The following is a 16,005-nucleotide window of genomic DNA, read 5'->3' on the forward strand; positions in this document are numbered from 1 at the left end:
GATTGCCTCGCCCATCAACATGAAAACAGAGTCGGTTTCCTCAGCATTACCACTACCACGGGCCGGAGCCCCCTACCGCGCGAGCGGTTTCGTTCACTCGACCCGAAAGTGACGGTCGAGTTTCTACAGAGCGGTCATTCGCGATTGGCCGGCAACAGCACGTCAATAGGGCCGCCTTTGGGGCGGCCCTTTTGTCTACCTGGAGAGCGCACAGTACGGTTTGAACGCGTCTCGCAACTCAGGAGACAGCCCGTCAGGTCGACGAGTTGCCTTCAACGGTCGTCGCTATCGCGACCCGCAGACGCCGGCCGCGAGGGGCTTACGGTTATGGCGGCGCCAGTAAGTACCCAAGCCCGCTGGCTGGGCGCGAACCGCGGCGCCAGGGAGCCGTCGTTGATTTCGCGTGTCACGGCAAAGCGACGGAACGAAGTCGCCGGCAAGAACAGGCGGGAATTGTCCGGGAACCCATCGCTGGCAGTATCCACGTCTCCCTCGCGTGCCGAAATGACGCCGTCGCCATTGGTATCGACCCGTTTGACTTCGGCCACATAGGCGTCGTACAAGCGCTGCGGGAATGGCGTGCCCGGCTCGAACGAAGCCACTCGCACGTAGGTGTCCAGGTAGATTTCGTGGGCGAGTCCGCTCGGGATAAAGCGCTGGCGGTATTCCCGCTGGTTATCGACTGTGGCATCGAATCGGTCGGGGTCGCGTGGACCGGCACCACCCAGCGGAGCCGCATTGTTCGGATCGTCCCCATAGTCGATCGGACGGTTTTTCACGCCTGCCGGTCCAGAGCCGGGAATCAGTGACGAGAGCGCACCAACATTGCCGGCTTCAAAGGTACCGGGGATACCGCCGGTAAAAGGCAACTCGTAGAGTGGATGGATCCAGTTGGTCGTGTAGTTGAATTCCCAGTAGCCGTGACAATCAGACTGCTGCATGCAGTTGAGCGCCCCCATGCTTAGCTGGATCGGCACGATATTGGTCTGGCGGTCAGGGAAGTGGTCTGAAGCTTCGGGCAAATGCGGTGCCTTGCCATCCATTGTGAATAGCCGGCCGGGCACGTTGTGGTGCGTGCCCATCGCCCGCAAGGCAGCCGCGTCCGCGACTGTCATTGTGCCGAACTGGGCGTGCCCGTCGGGACGGGGTGGTGCGACATTCGGCACTTGCAAATCGTGGATCATCCAGCCCTCGTACCAGCCGCTTTCGTTGTTAATCACAAACAGATATGAAAGGTCGGTAAATACATCGATGAAGGCGCGAACGTTATCGGGATCAGTGGGCAGCCCAGGCTTCGGCTCGACCACCAGGCGCACCGCACCGATGGTTGGCAAGCCGCAGTCGGCGCCAGTTGCCGTCAGCATCGCCTGGTCGTTGATGCCCGAGAATCGTGTCGTGAACGGATTGGGTTCGAATCCTACTGTGGACAGCAGGTAATACTGGAACAGCTGGCTCGGTTTGTCGGCCTCGGCATAGGCCTGAATTGGCAAATAGGTATGGGGCCGCTCGGCCATCCTTTGGAGGAGATCCTGCAGCGAATCCGGCAGGTGCGCGATGTCGCCGCGCTGACGCACCAGCGCGCCGTCAGCGGCAGCGTTCGGATTCGGATGGCAAGGTGGCGGCGGCTGTTCCGCGCATGCCTGGCCTGCGGCCAACGCGGCGATGAAGGCGGCAGCGGACAGGCTGGCAGCACGTGAAGCCAGTGGTCTGAAGCTGCGGGGCTTGAATAGCGATTTCATGATTGCTCCTGAGGTTGACCCGCTTCAACGGAGAGATCTGCAGTTGGGTATTGATGTGTGGCTTAACCTCCATTGAAAGTTGAGTCGCGGGCTGTCCATGGCCGGGCAGCAGGTCGCCTGTCACAGAGCATGACGCTGCCTCGCTGTGGGCAACCCGCGATGCGATGTAGCTGGGTGAAATCGGCAAATCGGATGCCGTGAGAGCAGTGTCGAGTAAACGGGTTGGAGGAAGAGATATTCCGGGCGCGGCTAAAGAATGCAGCGGCAGTCATGCCTGTCGGAGTCCATTGCGCGCCCGTGGAAAGCTTTTCGAGGTCGGCAACCGGCGGTAACAGTGCTCACTGTCGCTCCAAGTTTGTCGTCGCAACCTGTACGTGATCCATGCCTCGCGCGGATTGCGTCGCGATGGGCGACCGGAGATTCACAAGTTGGCGATACGACCGCGGGGTGGGTTCCACGACAAAGCAAGCTTACGAAGCAAGCGCGTATGAAGCGCTCCGCGTACTTGCCGCAACATCCGGCTGTATTCGCGCACTACCTTAAGGCAGGCTGAAGAAGTCGCCGATCGTCGTCGCAGCAGCGGAAAAGTTGCGTCAAGTTGCAGGCGTAACGGCGTCGCCGTCGTTGGATCGCGCCACGTCACCCTCGGCCGGAACGCCGATTGCTTCCTTTGATAGAGCGCTCGAAACAGGCAAAAACGCTGCTGAATGAGCGTTGCGGGTCGTGGCCCTCGGGCGCAAAACTTTCTGCACTTCGGCCTTCACAGCAGCGGCGAACGAATTGTCGTGATCTACACATTGGTCGCGACCGCCAAAGAACGGCCCCGATCGGACGCTTGCGATTTTTCATTGTTGACGATCTATGCAGCTCAGTCGAATGTCGCATCCTGGCCGCACCCAGTCTGTCGCGACCGACGCTCGACGTCACAGAGGGCCTCGACAGTTTTTCTAAGGCGGTCGGCTACTGCAATCGCTCGGGGACAGCATAGAGATTTTTCAACGATCAGTCGGTACCAGTTCGCGCTGGCTGCGGTTTCCATGTACGAGAACAGGTCTTTCACGCAAGCGAGATTTGCGGTTCGAATTCGACGTGAGACGATCGCCGCTCTCGCTTCGATCTTATTCGGCTTTGTTCGCCTGGCCCACGAGCGCGGCGTCGATCGCCAGGAGAGCGTGAAGGAAACCTAACCTCCGGCCCTCTTCCTTGAGCTGCTGGAGTTCGTTCAGCGATGCCAGGTCTCGATTACCTCTCCCGTACGAGACGAGCGCGCGTGCCCGCGCCACGACAAAGGCGGAAAACGGCGACGGCTCGCGGCGTGCGTAATCCTCAAGGGCCGCAGCATGGGTCGCGGCCGCATCCCACAGTCCCCGGTCGATGCATGCGTCTATCGCGCCACGCCGAAATAGAAAATGATTGTGGCTCACCGCCCCGGCGACGAGCAGGGCTTCGCCTTCTGCGAGCGCAGTTTCGAAGACAGCCTCATCGTCGGTCGCGCGCGCAAGGACACCGAGATAAAACGGCTGCATATAGGCGATGCCCGTTTCCCGACTAATCGCCAGAGCCTCCCCGATATCATCAAGTGCTTCACTCTGGCGCCCTGCGACCCTATGCAGCTCAGCGCGATACGCGAGAGCCTCGCCTTCAAAGCGCCTCGCCTTCAACTCGCGCGCGTGCCGCAATGCCGCGTCGACATGCTCCCAGGCTCGATCCCACTCCGCGAGAGCGTGCAAGCAGTGATAGGCGGCATGATGGGCAATCGCAAGCGACCGGCGATGACCGACCTTGTCGGCCGCCGCGATGCTGGTAAGTGCGGTCTCAAGACCATCCCTCACCAATGTGCCCGCACCCGGTCTCGCGGCACGATTCGAGCACTGCCCGAAACTGACGCAGCTCGTCACGACGACCGACGAACGGCCGGCCCGGGGCCAAGCGCCGAAGACCGGCAAGACACCACGCCGGAACCGGCTCCGTGAAGCCCTTGACGGCAAGCGCGCCATGCCGATGAACTGACGGCATGCTCAACCATGGATGTTTCCGCGTCGGGCAGCAGTCGACCCCATTTGAGCCAGTCGCGTGCAAGCAACCAATGTCCGTGATTGACTGGAATTCGGACAATCCTAAGCCCAGCAGCGAACGTATCACCCATGCCCGGCACACCGTGACCCACGTCGCGGATACCACCAGCCTTTATGCCTCGCAGGAATGATTGTTATGCGGTCGGCGAGTCTTCTCCACTCGTCTGCATTGACTGACTATCTATCCAACGCAATGCAATGCAATGCAATGCAATGCAACTTCAACACACCGCGCCATTCATTTGAAAGAAGGAGATCGTCATGTCACTGCAAGCCAAGCTCGACGCATTCAAAGCGGATTTCAAAGCCGGCAAAGCCCCGTACTTCGCACCGCCGGAAATCCATCCGGTCATGGAACGTGCCACAGCCGAACTCGTGGCGTCCGGTCAGGCAGAACGCGCGCTCAAGGCGGGCGACATTGCACCGGAATTTACCCTCAATGACCCGGAGGGAGAACCCGTGTCGTCCGTCGAACTGCTGAAGCGCGGGCCGCTTGTCATCAGCTTCTATCGCGGCGTGTGGTGCCCGTATTGCAATCTCGAACTGATGGCTCTTGAGGAGGCCCTGCCGTCGTTCAAGGCTGAAGGTGCCAACCTGGTCGCAATCTCACCGCAGAATGCCGTGAATAGCCGCAAGTCGGTCCGCACCAACAAGCTGGGCTTCCCGATCCTCAGCGACACGCACAACGCTGTGGCAGCGGCATTCGGCATCCGCTTTGCCCTGCCCGACTATCTCGTTGATCTGTACAAGAACCTCAAGAACGACCTGCCAGCGTTCAACGGCGACAACAGCTGGACTCTGCCGATGCCGGCGCGTTACGTGGTCGGGCAAGACGGCACGATCCTGTACTCCGAAGTGAATCCGGACTACACCCATCGGCCTGAACCGCAAGACATGTTGCCCGTTCTCCGCAGGAAGGTCACCCCGGCTTCGTAAGCCGGATCTGCTTCGCTCCCGACGCTTCGAGATCGGGAGCGAGCGCACGAGGGTGACCGGCGCTAAAACATCGAAACATCGAGAGATCATGAAATCACGCACTATTCTCGTAACCGGTGCCAGCAAAGGCATCGGCCGGGCCGTCGCACAGCGGCTGAACGCAGACGGGCACCGGGTTGTGGGACTGGCACGTCAGGCGGACGATTCTGGCTTCCCAGGAACGCTTGTGTGCGTCGACCTGTCCGACCGCGTGAAAACGCAGGCCACGCTCGACAAACTCGCGTCGGAATACCAGTTCGATGGTCTGGTCAATAACGTTGGGCTGGTGAAACCGCAGAGACTGGGCGCCATCGATCTGGACGCACTTGACTCCGTCATGTCGCTCAATCTGCATCCTGCTGTACAGGCCGCGCAAGCGCTGCTGCCCAACATGCGCGCGCAGGGCTGGGGCCGAATCGTCAATATCTCGAGCCTCACCGTCCTCGGCATCGTGGAACGTACTGCTTACGCTGCCGCCAAGTCCGCCCTGGTGAGCTTTTCGCGGTCCTGGGCACTCGAGCTGGCGACCGCCGGCATTACAGTTAATTCCGTCGCGCCCGGACCGACGGAGACCGAACTCTTTAGAGCCAACAACGCGCCGGGAAGCGAAGGCGAGCAGCGCTACCTCGCTGCCGTTCCAATGAAACGCTTTGGCAAGCCAGCCGAGATTGCTGCAGCCATCGCTTTCCTGCTGTCCGAAGATGCTGCTTTCATTACAGGTCAAACGTTGTTTGTCGATGGCGGCGCCTCGATCGGCAAGGCTTCCATTTGAGAAGAATCTGCGTTGCAGGAATTGGCAGGTTGCCACCGCACACCCGCGACGCCAGCGTCATCAGCGGTGTTGGGCTTGCAGCGCACGCGGCGCTGGCAGCGAGGTCAGTCAGGCCATGAAATCCGATGCGGATAATATCTCCTCGACCCAGGCGACAAAAGCACGCGCTTTTGCAGTGACCATGCGCCCACTCGGAAACACTGCCCACAGGTCAATGCCGGGCAATTCCCAGTCGGCGAGCACCTGTTTTACCGTGCCGCTCGCGATTTCTGGTGCGAACATCCACTCGGACGCGATCGCGACGCCCATATCGGCGAGCACCGCTTCACGCACGCCCTCCGCCGCGTTCACGCGAATTCGCCCCGCGACCGCAATAGCCGTCTCCGTGTTGCCTCGCTTGAACGACCATACGCTTCCGCCGCCGCCCTGCTCGTACACAATCGCCTGATGCGAAACCAGATCGGCAGGCATGCGCGGTTCGCCGGCTTTCGCGAACCACGCTGGCGAGCCGACAACACAACGCCTGCCATGGGCGAGCCTGCGCGCCGTCATGGTCGAGTCGTCCAGCACACCCATTCGCAACGCGACATCGATGCCGCGTTCCAGCAGGTCAATGTTTTCATCATCGAGGACGATGTCGATGTTGAGATCAGGATGTCGATCAAGAAACGACGGCAGTCGCGGGATGATATGAAGCCGCGCAAAGGTCACTGCCGCTGAAACCCTAAGGCGGCCCGAGAGAGTGCCCGCCGATCCTCGTGCCGCCAACTCTGCTTCGTCCGTTTCTTCGATCGCCCGTTTGGCGCGTTCGTAAAACGCCTGACCCGCCTCGGTCGGCATCAGCCCGCGGGTGGACCGGAGCAGCAATCGAACGGCGAGCCGTTCTTCGAGTTGCGCAATCGACTTTGAAACGGCTGGTTGCCCTACATCGAGCAACCGGGCGGCAGCCGAGAAGGAACCCGACTCAATCACGCATACAAATGTTTCCATCGCTGTCAGTCGGTCCACTTCCTTCTCTCCTGGGACGAATCATCGTGGGTCGTGTGTCGCGCGACCAGGCGCACTCAAGCCAGCCTGTGAGCACGAAGAGGCGCGCTACCTCACCAGTGCTGTCTTGCGTTACGTGATCTGACTGCGCCTGCGCACGGCGAAGAGTTCGGGCGCGGCCACGCGTCGCAGTCCGATCCCGCCGGGCTCGATGAGTGACCGATGACCATTTCGTCACGGTCTTTTGCCATCGATCCCCACCCGCGAAGTGTATCGCCGGATCTTGCTGCCAACGAAATACTCGCCCTGCCGCAAGCTGTGCTCTCGTTGATGGTTGCTGCGGTCGGGCTCACCAGGTGAGCGCGGTTTCGAATGTGCCGCGGAGCTCCTGTCGTCGGACGGCGTGCGAGCACCATCCAGCGTCCATCAGAATGACCGGTAACAACGAGCAGTCTGTCCAGACGTCTTACGCATGCGATGCGCAACTGCGCACGGGAATGATGTTCTGGGGGAGACCGCCGCCAGCGGTCTGATGGCCATTCCCTGTGAGCGCCTTGACGCAGCGTCTATGGATGTCTGCGTACAGGCCGTGGCCGGTGCCCGGTGCAGGCTGTAGTCGGTGTAGCCTCGCCCATCGCCTCCATAGAACGTTGAACGGTCGTAGGCATTCAGAGGCGCACCGGTACGCAAACGCTCCGGCAGGTCCGGATTGGAGATAAACTTCCGGCCGAAGGCGACGAGATCGGCATCGCCGGTACGGAGGATCTGCTCTGCGCTTTCAGCGGTGAATCCCGGTGTCGAAATGTTCAGCTTGAGACATCACATCCTCCGATTCGGAACAACTTCAGTCAGCCGGGCAACGCGGGGCATCGCGTCAGCTCCGCGCGTTGCCCGGCTGCAACCGTCAGGCAGGGAGTTGCGGCGCAGCCGGGAAGTCCACCGGTACGCGCGTCGTTGCGTGCAGATAGTTGGTGACGGTCTTGTCGCCGATCACGACGATCGCGTCGACCAGATTGGCCTTGGTCCAGCCCGCGGCGAAGAACGCATCGACGAGCGCCCGATCGGCGTGCCCGCGGTTGACCGCGATGTTCTTCACCAACCGTGCGAGTGCGTCGAACTTCGCGTCGAAACTTGCTTTGCCACCGCGGATTTCGAGAATCTGTTCGTCGGTGAAGCCGTTCATCTTGCCGATCACGGTGTGCGCAGCCAGACAGTATTCGCAGCCGTTGACCTGACTCACGATGAGGTTCACGATTTCGCGCGCCTTGCCGCTGATGCTGCTCTTCGCGTTCTGGAACGCGAGATAGTTGCCGAGCGCATGCTCCGAATGGGCCAGCGTCGCGTACAGGTTGGGCACGGTGCCGAGACTGCTCTTGAGCTTGTCAAAAATGACCTGGTTAGCCGGGGAAACTTCGTCGCGCGTCGGGACATTGATGGTGGTCATGGTGATGATCCTGAGTAAAAGAGATGAAGCGATGGATAAAGCGAGTGGAAAAAAAGCCTGTTATTGCGCCGTGTAGGCGCCGTCGACTGCGATGTTCTGTCCGGTGAGATAGCGCGCCTTATCGCTCGCAAGGAACACGATCGTCTGGGCGATTTCGTCCGGGGTCGCGGCGCGTCGCGCCGGTATCGTCGCGAGAAAACCGGCCTTGCCCTCTTCGCTGCCGCCTGCAAAGCGGTCGAGCATTTCGGTGGCGACAGGACCAGGCGCCACGGCGTTGACGCGCACGCCTGCGGTAGCGCCTTCGAGCGCTGCGCTCTTCGTGAGGCCTTCGACCGCATGCTTGCTGGCCGCGTACACTGACGCACCCGCGATGCCGACCTGGCCCGCGATCGACGAGAGGTTGATGATCGAGCCGGCGCCCTGCGCCAGCATCACGCGCATCTCGTGCTTGAGCGACAGCAGCGTGCCGAGCACGTTGACCGAGAACGTGTCTTCGTAGTTGGTCGCCGTCTGCTCGACGATCGGCGCCAGTTGACCTTCAGTGCCGGCGTTGTTGACCGCCACGTCGATGCGCCCGAAACGCTCGATGGTCTGCTCGACGACGCTGCGCACTTCGGCTTCGAAACGCACATCGGCACGCAGGAATTCGGCTTCGGTGCCGAGGGCGCGCAGTTCGGCTGCAAGCGCCTGGCCTGCCTCTTCGCGACGGCCGCTGACGACCACGCGGTTTCCTTCGCGAGCGAAGGCAAAAGCAGTAGCGCGGCCGATGCCGGTCAGCGCGCCAGTGATAAGGACGACGGGTGAGTTCATGTCAGTGCTCCTTCAGGTGGGGTGACATCGCGTTTGCGATGACTGCACTTTGACTGATTCCAGATGAGCGATATAGATGGTGTATGCTCATATTACTAATGCCCGTCAGGAATATATTGAGCGGAATGGACAAGCTGCAGGCAATGAAAACTTTCGTGCGCGTGGTGGAAGCGGGCAGTTTTTCCGCGGTCGCGCACGAGTCCGACACGACGCAAAGCGCAGTGAGCAAACAGGTCGCGGCGCTCGAGCGCGAGCTGGGCGCGCGGCTGCTGACGCGAACCACGCGTTCGCTTGCGCTGACGGAAGAAGGTGAACACTATTTCGGCCAGGCGCGGCGCCTGGTCGCGGAGATCGCGGAGGCCGAAGGCGTGCTGCGGCGCGGCGAGCAGCAACTGACGGGCTGGCTGCGGATCGCGGCTTCGGTCGGCTTCGGGCGCCTCAAGCTCATGCCGCTGGTTCAGTCGTTTCTGGTAGAGCATCCGGGCGTGAAGGTCGACCTGCGTCTGAGTGACGGTTTTATCGATCTCGTGGAACAGGGCATCGACGTCGCGGTGCGCATCGGCGATCTGCCGGACAGCAGCCTGATCGCGCGTCGCGTAGGAACGGCCTACCGGATGCTGATGGCGCATCGCAGCTACGTGCGCTCACTGCCAAAAGGAACGAAGGCGCCGCGCGTTCCTGATGATCTGGTCGGTCACAACTGCATCGTCTATACCGAACTGGCGATGCGCAACAGCTGGAGTTTTACGGCAGGACCCGGCGCTGCGGATCCGGTGGGAACCACGCGCATCGTGCGGGTCCAGGGCAATCTGCAGACCAACAGCAGTGAGGTCATGCGGGCGTCAGTCCTCGCGGGTATGGGTATTGGCTATTCGCCGACCTGGCTTTTCGATGACGAACTGGCCAGTGGCGAAGTGCTGCGGATGTTGCCGGACTGGGAAACGATCCCTATCCCGATCCATCTGGTGAGCCCGCTCGAGCGCCGGCATTCGGCCAAGGTAAAAGCGTTCGCCGAACATGTCGGAAAGGCGATGGCTCGTAGCTGAAAGGCGACAGTGCTTCTTCGAGCGGAAGCGGCGCGTGAATTGTCGACATGAATGAGCGTCGCCTGCTGGCTAACTTGCAGACGGTCGTGAGTCGTCGCGCCATGGCTGGAACTGGCCGAGAGCCGCGGTTCCTGATGTTCGCCGAAAGCGGTCGTCGGGTGCGCCGCGTATTTCGGTAAAGGTCAGCTTTGCGGTGCCAGCGCCCACAGGCAGTCGTCGGCCCAGAATCGGACCTTCGCCATCGGCAACGAAGGCGTCCAGCCGTTCATGGTCTGCCAGACCCGCGTGCGGCACGACGACCGCCGCGAGTACACGAAGCACATGCTGCGGCTTCGCCACGCCAAGCAGATCACCGGCGACGAAGCCAACGAAATCGTGCTGCTGAACTCACACGATGGCATGAGCAGCTATCAAATGCTCGCGGGTGTGCTGCGCTTCGTCTGCCAGAACGGGTATGGTCGCGGGCGACGACGTCCGGGATATACGCGTGCCGCACAAGGGCAACGTCGTCCAGAACGTCATCAATGGTGCGTTCGACGTTCCTGCGAGAGCCGTCCGTCGTGTGGGGGCAAACGTGGTGGCAAAATCCGCCCGAAATGAAAAAGGCCTCACAAGCATTGCTTGTAAGGCCTTGATTTCTTTGGTCGGGGCGAGAGGATTTGAACCTCCGACCACCTGCACCCCATGCAGGTACGCTACCAGGCTGCGCTACGCCCCGAACAGCACAAAAGTATAACAGAGCCTTCGCCTGATTAGAACCGCTAGCGCAGAACAAACAGCACGCACAGCGATTGAATCATCCGCGAGATCAGCGGCTCAACACATCGAGCACGTGCAGCAACTCCTTGCGCAACTGATCGACATCGACATTCGAAGACGTCTCTGCCGACTTCGCCGCCACAGGCTCTTCAACCTCTTCCATCTCCGCAGGACCACCATGGCCACCGCCGTGCGAATCGAGACGATTGCGCGCGCCGTTGATGGTGAATCCCTGTTCGTACAGCAGTTCACGAATCCTGCGGATCAGCAGCACTTCATGATGCTGATAGTAGCGGCGGTTACCGCGCCGCTTCACAGGCCTCAGCTGCGTGAACTCCTGCTCCCAGTATCGCAGCACATGCGGTTTCACGCCGCACAGTTCGCTGACTTCACCGATCGTGAAGTAGCGCTTCGCCGGAATCGGAGGCAAGACGACTTTTTCGATCGTCGCTGTCATCGTCAGTTAGCCGTGGTGGTTGCGCAGGGAACGCGCGAAAACTACGAGCGCGCGAAACTCGCCTCAGCGCCGCTTTCAACCAGCGCCTTCAGCTTTTGACTTGCATGAAACGTCACGACGCGGCGCGCGGCAATAGGAATCGCCTCGCCCGTTTTCGGATTTCTACCGGGACGCTGGGGTTTGTCGCGCAACTGAAAGTTGCCGAACCCGGACAGCTTCACGCTATCGCCACTCTCCAGCGCATCGCGGATCACCTCGAAGAACGCTTCAACCATGTCCTTCGCCTCCCGCTTGTTGAGTCCGACATTGTCGAACAGCAACTCGGCAAGCTCGGCCTTGGTGAGCGTCGGCGTTTCGGCCGACGTGTTGGCGGGTGATGTCGGAATGTCGCGAATCATGGCGCTACGTTGCGCCGTAAGAAGGGCTTCGAAATCACTCGAGTTCATTTCGTTCATAATCTATAAAATGGCGCGATAACCAGAAACGTAAAATGCGGAAACAGCCGTTTTAAGGTTATCCGCGCAACCGTGCGCCATATACTCGAGCCAGACGATCCACCAGGGTTTTAATGGCCAGATCGACCGTTTCGTCCTGAAGGGTCCCGCCAGTATCTTGCAACGTCACACGGAACGCAAGGCTTTTCTCGGTAGCTGCCAACCCGCCGGAAGTGTTTGATTTTGGACGGAATTCGTCGAAAAGCGCAACCTTCTGAATGGTCTTGCAGGCGTCCTCGGAAAGGGCGTTTTGCAGTGCGTCAAGCAATGCCTGAGCCTCGATTTTCTGATCGACAACAACAGCAATATCGCGTCGCACCGGCGGGAATTTCGATACTTCCGTCGGAGTCGGCAAAGTGCGCTGCATTAATGCTTCCGCTTCAACTTCAAACAGAATCGGCGCGTGCGGCAAATCATATTTCTGCATCCAGCGCGGATGCAGTTCGCCAATCCAGCCCACTGCCCGACCATCGATTTCGACGCGCGCGCTGCGTCCCGGATGCAGCGCCGGATGTTCCGCCTTGACGAACCTCGGCACCACCGGCGCGAACAGCGCTTCGAGGTCGCCCTTCACGTCGAAGAAATCGACGGCACGCGACGGCGCCGCCCACTGCTCTTCGAGCGCCGGGCCGTAGGCCAGCGCGCCCAGCATCTTCGGCTGCGCGAATCCCTCGACAGCCAGCTCGCCCGCCTTGATCGCCGGATCGTGCAAGAACACGCGACCCGCTTCGAACACGCGAACGCGGTCCGCGCGACGGTTCAGGTTCGACCGCAGCACGTTGATCAGGCTGCCGAACAGCGTGGTACGCATCACCGACAGCTGGCTCGCGATCGGATTCAGGAGACGCACCGGCTTGTCGTTGCCCGCGAAATCCTGCTCCCACTCGGCATCGACGAAGCTGAAATTCACCGTCTCCGCGTAATCGCGCGCGGCGAGCGCGTGGCGAATCACGTGGAGCGAGCGCTGCGTCTCATTGGTTCGACGCATTTCGCTCGTCGCGACCGGCGGCCGCGCCGGGATCTTTTCGAAGCCGTAAATACGTGCGACTTCTTCGATCAGGTCTTCTTCGATTTCGATGTCGAAACGATACGACGGCGGCATCACAGCGAACGTATCGCCTTCGCGTTCGAACGTGAGACCGAGGCGCGTGAAAATCTGTGCGATTTCGTCCGCGCTGATCTGCACGCCGATGATGCGGTTCGCGCGCGCGACGCGCATCTTCACTGGCGCGCGTTGCGGCACGTTGACGATCTGATCGTCGACCGGACCCGCTTCGCCGCCGCAGATGTCGAGGATCAGCTGCGAGATGCGTTCGATGTGCTCGACGGTTGTCGCGTAATCGACGCCGCGCTCGAAGCGATGTCCGGCGTCCGTCGAAAAGTTGTACTTGCGGGAGCGGCCACGGATGCTGTCCGGCCACCAGAACGCTGCTTCGAGATAGATGTGGGTCGTGTCGAGCGTGACGGCCGTGCTGTCGCCGCCCATGATGCCCGCGAGGCTTTCGACGTGCTGATCGTCAGCGATCACGCCGACGGTTTCGTCGAGTTCAACCGTGTTGCCGTTCAAGAGCTTGAGCGATTCGCCACGACGTCCCCAACGGACGTCGATGCCGCCGTGAATCTTGTCAAGATCGAACACGTGCGACGGACGGCCCAGTTCGAGCATCACGTAGTTCGAGATGTCGACGAGCGCCGAAATACTGCGCTGGCCTGAACGTTCGAGCCGCTCGACCATCCAGTGCGGCGTCTTCGCGCGCGCATTGACGCCGCGAATCACGCGACCCGAGAAACGGCCGCACAGATCCGGCGCCGAGATTTTCACGGGCAACGTTTCGTTGAGCTTGACGACAACCGGCTTGATCTTGAGCGCATGCAACGGCGCGCCGGTGATGGCCGACGTCTCACGCGCGACGCCAAACACGGAGAGGCAATCCGCCTTGTTCGGCGTCAGCTTGATTTCGAAGATCGTATCGTCGAGATTGAGTGTCTCGCGGATGTCCTGGCCGATCGGCGTATCTTCCGGCAGGATCATGAGACCGCTATGATCTTCCGACAGCTTCAGTTCGCGCGCCGAGCAGAGCATGCCCTGGCTCTCGACGCCACGCAGCTTCGACAGCTTGATCGCGAACGGCGTGCCACCCGCTTCTGCGGGCGGCAGCTGCGCCCCAACCAGTGCGACCGGCACCTTGATGCCGGGCGCCACGTTGGGCGCACCGCACACGATGCTGAGCGTCGCGCCAGTGCCGGCATCGACCTGACAGACGTTGAGCTTGTCCGCGTCCGGATGCTTGACCACTTCGAGCACGCGGCCCACGACGATCTTCGACGTCGGCGGCGCTGCGGGGCTCAGCCCTTCGACTTCGAGACCCGCCATCGTCAATGCGTGCGACAGCTCGTCCGTCGTCATCTTCGGGTCGACAAAGCTTCTCAGCCAGGATTCAGGGAATAGCATGGTTCTTTACGTTCTAAACAGGTTAGGTCCACGTCCGGCAGCTTGCTCGCTGGGAATCTGCCGGACGTGCAGCTTGCGGTGACGGCGCGCGTGCTTCAGCGCAGCCGTCCACATCGCATGTCACGTTGCGCGTCAGGCGAATTGCCGCAGGAAACGCAGGTCGTTTTCAAAGAACAGACGCAGATCCTGCACGCCGTAACGCAGCATCGTCAGCCGCTCGAGGCCGCTGCCGAATGCAAAGCCGATATACCGTTCGGGGTCGAGGCCCATGTTGCGGATCACCGCCGGATGAACCTGGCCGGAGCCGGAAATCTCCAGCCACTTACCCGCGTTCTTGCCGTGTTCGAACATCATGTCGATTTCGGCCGACGGTTCCGTGAACGGGAAATAAGACGGACGGAAGCGCACGAGAATATCGTCGCGCTCGAAGAATTTCTTGAGGAAGTCGGTGTAGACACCCTTCAGGTCCGCAAAGCTGATGTTCTCGTCGATCCACAGGCCTTCGACCTGATTGAACATCGGCGAATGCGTTGCGTCGCTATCGACACGATACGTGCGACCCGGCACGATCACCTTGATCGGCGGCGTGTTGGTGCGCGCGTAGCGAACCTGCATCGGGCTCGTGTGCGTACGCAGCAGCAACTGGCGGCCGTCGGCATCCTTGCCGTCGATATAGAAGGTGTCCTGCATCGAACGCGCCGGATGGTTTTCCGGGCTGTTCAGCGCAGTGAAGTTGTACCAGTCCGTTTCGATTTCGGGGCCGTCGGCCACATCGAAACCGATGGAATGAAAAATCTGTTCGACGCGTTCCCATGTGCGCATCACCGGATGCAGGCTGCCCGCTCCGATGCCGCGGCCGGGCAACGTGACGTCGATGGCTTCAGCGGCGAGGCGCTGGTTCAGCAAGGCGTCGGCCAGGGCCTGGCGACGTGCCGTCAGCGCGGCTTCCACCTGCTGCTTGACGGCGTTGATGCGCGCGCCTTCAGTCTTGCGAGTCTCGGGATCGAGCTTGCCAAGGCCCTTCAACAGCTCGGTCAGCGCACCCGACTTGCCGAGAAAACGGGCTTTCTCGTTTTCGAGCGTGTTGGTGTCGGCGGCCTGTTCAAAGGCCTCTTGCGCGTCGGCGACAATCTGGTCCAGATCCATTGATCCCATCTTTTCAACGTCAGTGTTCAATGTTCAGTACGAGCGAAAATCGCTCGACCAACAAAAAAGGGGCTCGGTGAGGAGCCCCGTTTCTGTTGCAGCGTCACCGAGACTACCGGATCTTCGCTGCAACGAACCACGCAGTACGATGTGCTAACTAGCGCAATCAGGCTGCAACGGCGGCTTTCACCTGCTGAACGATCGCAGCAAAAGCGGCCTTGTCGAACACAGCCATGTCGGCCAGCACCTTGCGGTCGAGTTCGATCGAAGCCTTCTTCAGGCCGTTGATGAACACGCTGTACGTCATGTCGTGCTGACGCACCGCCGCGTTGATACGCGTGATCCACAGTGCGCGGAACACACGCTTCTTGTTGCGGCGATCGCGATAGGCGTACTGGCCTGCGCGCATGACCGCCTGCTTGGCGATGCGATAGACGTTATTGCGACGGCCGCGGTAACCCTTGGCCAGCTTGATGATCTTCTTGTGACGGGCCCGTGCGGTAACCCCACGTTTGACTCTAGGCATATCTAGCTCCTGTGAGTTTCAGTTAAGGGTTAAGCGAACGGCAGCATCGCGCGCACGGAGTTCAGATTGGAATCATGAACGGCCGTGGAACCACGCAGGTGACGCTTGTTCTTGGTGGACTTCTTGGTAAGAATGTGGCGCTTGAAGGCTTGACCGCGCTTGACGGTACCACCCGGACGCACCACGAAGCGCTTTGCAGCACTCTTCTTGGTCTTCATCTTAGGCATGACGAACAACTCCATTATTAGATGGATATGGGTGTGCGGTCGGCCCTGATGGCCCTAACCCGCCCTTCGAAACCCACTCCACTTGGTATGCAGCTG

14 protein-coding genes, 1 tRNA gene and 2 pseudogenes are annotated in these 16,005 nt (G+C 60.6%); 4 read left to right on the top strand and 13 right to left on the bottom strand.

Translation table 11 applies throughout. From position 1 onward, the window contains the following. Nucleotides 1-272 precede the first annotated feature (272 nt). Together P3T16_RS12395 and P3T16_RS12400 are read right to left on the bottom strand one after the other, a co-directional pair. Nucleotides 273-1,739 carry a hypothetical protein gene (locus P3T16_RS12395; RefSeq protein ID WP_429342533.1) on the bottom strand — a complete coding sequence of 489 codons (1,467 nt, stop codon included), beginning with the start codon at nucleotides 1,737-1,739 and terminating at the stop codon, nucleotides 273-275. Nucleotides 1,740-2,857: 1,118 nt separating this feature from the next. Next, nucleotides 2,858-3,685, bottom strand: a complete 828-nt coding sequence (locus P3T16_RS12400) for a hypothetical protein (RefSeq protein ID WP_429342534.1) — start codon at nucleotides 3,683-3,685, stop codon at nucleotides 2,858-2,860. A 390-nt stretch (nucleotides 3,686-4,075) separates the two neighbouring features. Between P3T16_RS12400 and P3T16_RS12405 the strand changes: the two genes are divergently transcribed. After that, on the top strand, nucleotides 4,076-4,750 hold the full coding sequence (locus tag P3T16_RS12405) for a peroxiredoxin-like family protein (RefSeq protein ID WP_429342535.1): 675 nt from the start codon (nucleotides 4,076-4,078) through the stop codon (nucleotides 4,748-4,750). An 88-nt stretch (nucleotides 4,751-4,838) separates the two neighbouring features. Then, complete coding sequence (locus tag P3T16_RS12410) at nucleotides 4,839-5,561, top strand: SDR family oxidoreductase (protein ID WP_429342536.1); 723 nt, start codon at nucleotides 4,839-4,841, stop codon at nucleotides 5,559-5,561. 108 nt (nucleotides 5,562-5,669) lie between these two features. Here the strand turns inward: P3T16_RS12410 and P3T16_RS12415 are convergent, their stop codons facing one another. The 4 genes and pseudogenes from P3T16_RS12415 to P3T16_RS12430 all read right to left on the bottom strand — a co-directional run bounded on the left by P3T16_RS12415 (nucleotide 5,670) and on the right by P3T16_RS12430 (nucleotide 8,802). Further along, complete coding sequence (locus tag P3T16_RS12415) at nucleotides 5,670-6,569, bottom strand: LysR substrate-binding domain-containing protein (protein WP_429342537.1); 900 nt, start codon at nucleotides 6,567-6,569, stop codon at nucleotides 5,670-5,672. 582 nt (nucleotides 6,570-7,151) lie between these two features. Further along, nucleotides 7,152-7,352 (bottom strand): annotated as a pseudogene (locus P3T16_RS12420) (alkene reductase); the annotation flags it as partial. 100 nt (nucleotides 7,353-7,452) lie between these two features. Then, the gene (locus P3T16_RS12425; RefSeq protein ID WP_429256647.1) at nucleotides 7,453-7,992 is read right to left on the bottom strand and encodes a carboxymuconolactone decarboxylase family protein; all 540 of its coding nucleotides are present in this window, start codon (nucleotides 7,990-7,992) and stop codon (nucleotides 7,453-7,455) included. Between the two features lie 60 nt (nucleotides 7,993-8,052). Further along, nucleotides 8,053-8,802, bottom strand: coding sequence for an SDR family NAD(P)-dependent oxidoreductase (locus P3T16_RS12430; protein WP_429342538.1), 750 nt, complete (start codon nucleotides 8,800-8,802; stop codon nucleotides 8,053-8,055). 143 nt (nucleotides 8,803-8,945) lie between these two features. Between P3T16_RS12430 and P3T16_RS12435 the strand changes: the two genes are divergently transcribed. Both P3T16_RS12435 and P3T16_RS12440 read left to right on the top strand, forming a co-directional pair. Further along, nucleotides 8,946-9,848 (top strand): LysR family transcriptional regulator, encoded by a 903-nt coding sequence (locus P3T16_RS12435; protein ID WP_429342539.1) that lies wholly within the window; start codon nucleotides 8,946-8,948, stop codon nucleotides 9,846-9,848. Between the two features lie 249 nt (nucleotides 9,849-10,097). Further along, nucleotides 10,098-10,390, top strand: a pseudogene (locus P3T16_RS12440) (DUF932 domain-containing protein); the annotation flags it as partial. Nucleotides 10,391-10,489: 99 nt separating this feature from the next. Here P3T16_RS12440 and P3T16_RS12445 read toward each other — a convergent pair. The 7 genes from P3T16_RS12445 to rpmI all read right to left on the bottom strand — a co-directional run bounded on the left by P3T16_RS12445 (nucleotide 10,490) and on the right by rpmI (nucleotide 15,909). Next, a tRNA-Pro gene (locus P3T16_RS12445) sits at nucleotides 10,490-10,566 on the bottom strand. Between the two features lie 90 nt (nucleotides 10,567-10,656). Continuing rightward, nucleotides 10,657-11,064 (bottom strand): MerR family transcriptional regulator, encoded by a 408-nt coding sequence (locus tag P3T16_RS12450; protein WP_429256650.1) that lies wholly within the window; start codon nucleotides 11,062-11,064, stop codon nucleotides 10,657-10,659. A 41-nt stretch (nucleotides 11,065-11,105) separates the two neighbouring features. Further along, nucleotides 11,106-11,519 carry an integration host factor subunit alpha gene (locus P3T16_RS12455; RefSeq protein ID WP_429256651.1) on the bottom strand — a complete coding sequence of 138 codons (414 nt, stop codon included), beginning with the start codon at nucleotides 11,517-11,519 and terminating at the stop codon, nucleotides 11,106-11,108. A gap of 58 nt (nucleotides 11,520-11,577) precedes the next feature. Then, a complete protein-coding gene (gene pheT, locus P3T16_RS12460; RefSeq protein WP_429342540.1) occupies nucleotides 11,578-14,010 on the bottom strand; it encodes a phenylalanine--tRNA ligase subunit beta in 2,433 nt (810 codons plus the stop codon). A gap of 132 nt (nucleotides 14,011-14,142) precedes the next feature. After that, nucleotides 14,143-15,156, bottom strand: a complete 1,014-nt coding sequence (pheS, locus tag P3T16_RS12465) for a phenylalanine--tRNA ligase subunit alpha (RefSeq protein WP_429256653.1) — start codon at nucleotides 15,154-15,156, stop codon at nucleotides 14,143-14,145. Nucleotides 15,157-15,322: 166 nt separating this feature from the next. Then, a complete protein-coding gene (gene rplT / locus P3T16_RS12470; RefSeq protein WP_006052502.1) occupies nucleotides 15,323-15,682 on the bottom strand; it encodes a 50S ribosomal protein L20 in 360 nt (119 codons plus the stop codon). A 29-nt stretch (nucleotides 15,683-15,711) separates the two neighbouring features. Further along, nucleotides 15,712-15,909, bottom strand: coding sequence for a 50S ribosomal protein L35 (gene rpmI, locus P3T16_RS12475; protein WP_228876595.1), 198 nt, complete (start codon nucleotides 15,907-15,909; stop codon nucleotides 15,712-15,714). Nucleotides 15,910-16,005: the final 96 nt, after the last annotated feature.

Origin of the sequence: Paraburkholderia sp. GAS42 (assembly GCF_050436565.1) — a bacterium.
Classification (GTDB): Bacteria; Pseudomonadota; Gammaproteobacteria; order Burkholderiales; family Burkholderiaceae; genus Paraburkholderia.

Excerpts from the sequence above, each read along its gene's own strand:
- P3T16_RS12395 (WP_429342533.1), bottom strand. The coding sequence starts at position 1,739 with ATGAAATCGCTATTCAAGCCCCGCAGCTTCAGACCACTGGCTTCACGT.
- P3T16_RS12405 (WP_429342535.1), top strand. The coding sequence starts at position 4,076 with ATGTCACTGCAAGCCAAGCTCGACGCATTCAAAGCGGATTTCAAAGCC.
- P3T16_RS12410 (WP_429342536.1), top strand. The coding sequence starts at position 4,839 with ATGAAATCACGCACTATTCTCGTAACCGGTGCCAGCAAAGGCATCGGC.
- P3T16_RS12425 (WP_429256647.1), bottom strand. The coding sequence starts at position 7,992 with ATGACCACCATCAATGTCCCGACGCGCGACGAAGTTTCCCCGGCTAAC.
- P3T16_RS12430 (WP_429342538.1), bottom strand. The coding sequence starts at position 8,802 with ATGAACTCACCCGTCGTCCTTATCACTGGCGCGCTGACCGGCATCGGC.
- P3T16_RS12435 (WP_429342539.1), top strand. The coding sequence starts at position 8,946 with ATGAAAACTTTCGTGCGCGTGGTGGAAGCGGGCAGTTTTTCCGCGGTC.
- P3T16_RS12450 (WP_429256650.1), bottom strand. The coding sequence starts at position 11,064 with ATGACAGCGACGATCGAAAAAGTCGTCTTGCCTCCGATTCCGGCGAAG.
- P3T16_RS12455 (WP_429256651.1), bottom strand. The coding sequence starts at position 11,519 with ATGAACGAAATGAACTCGAGTGATTTCGAAGCCCTTCTTACGGCGCAA.
- pheT (WP_429342540.1), bottom strand. The coding sequence starts at position 14,010 with ATGCTATTCCCTGAATCCTGGCTGAGAAGCTTTGTCGACCCGAAGATG.
- pheS (WP_429256653.1), bottom strand. The coding sequence starts at position 15,156 with ATGGATCTGGACCAGATTGTCGCCGACGCGCAAGAGGCCTTTGAACAG.
- rplT (WP_006052502.1), bottom strand. The coding sequence starts at position 15,682 with ATGCCTAGAGTCAAACGTGGGGTTACCGCACGGGCCCGTCACAAGAAG.
- rpmI (WP_228876595.1), bottom strand. The coding sequence starts at position 15,909 with ATGCCTAAGATGAAGACCAAGAAGAGTGCTGCAAAGCGCTTCGTGGTG.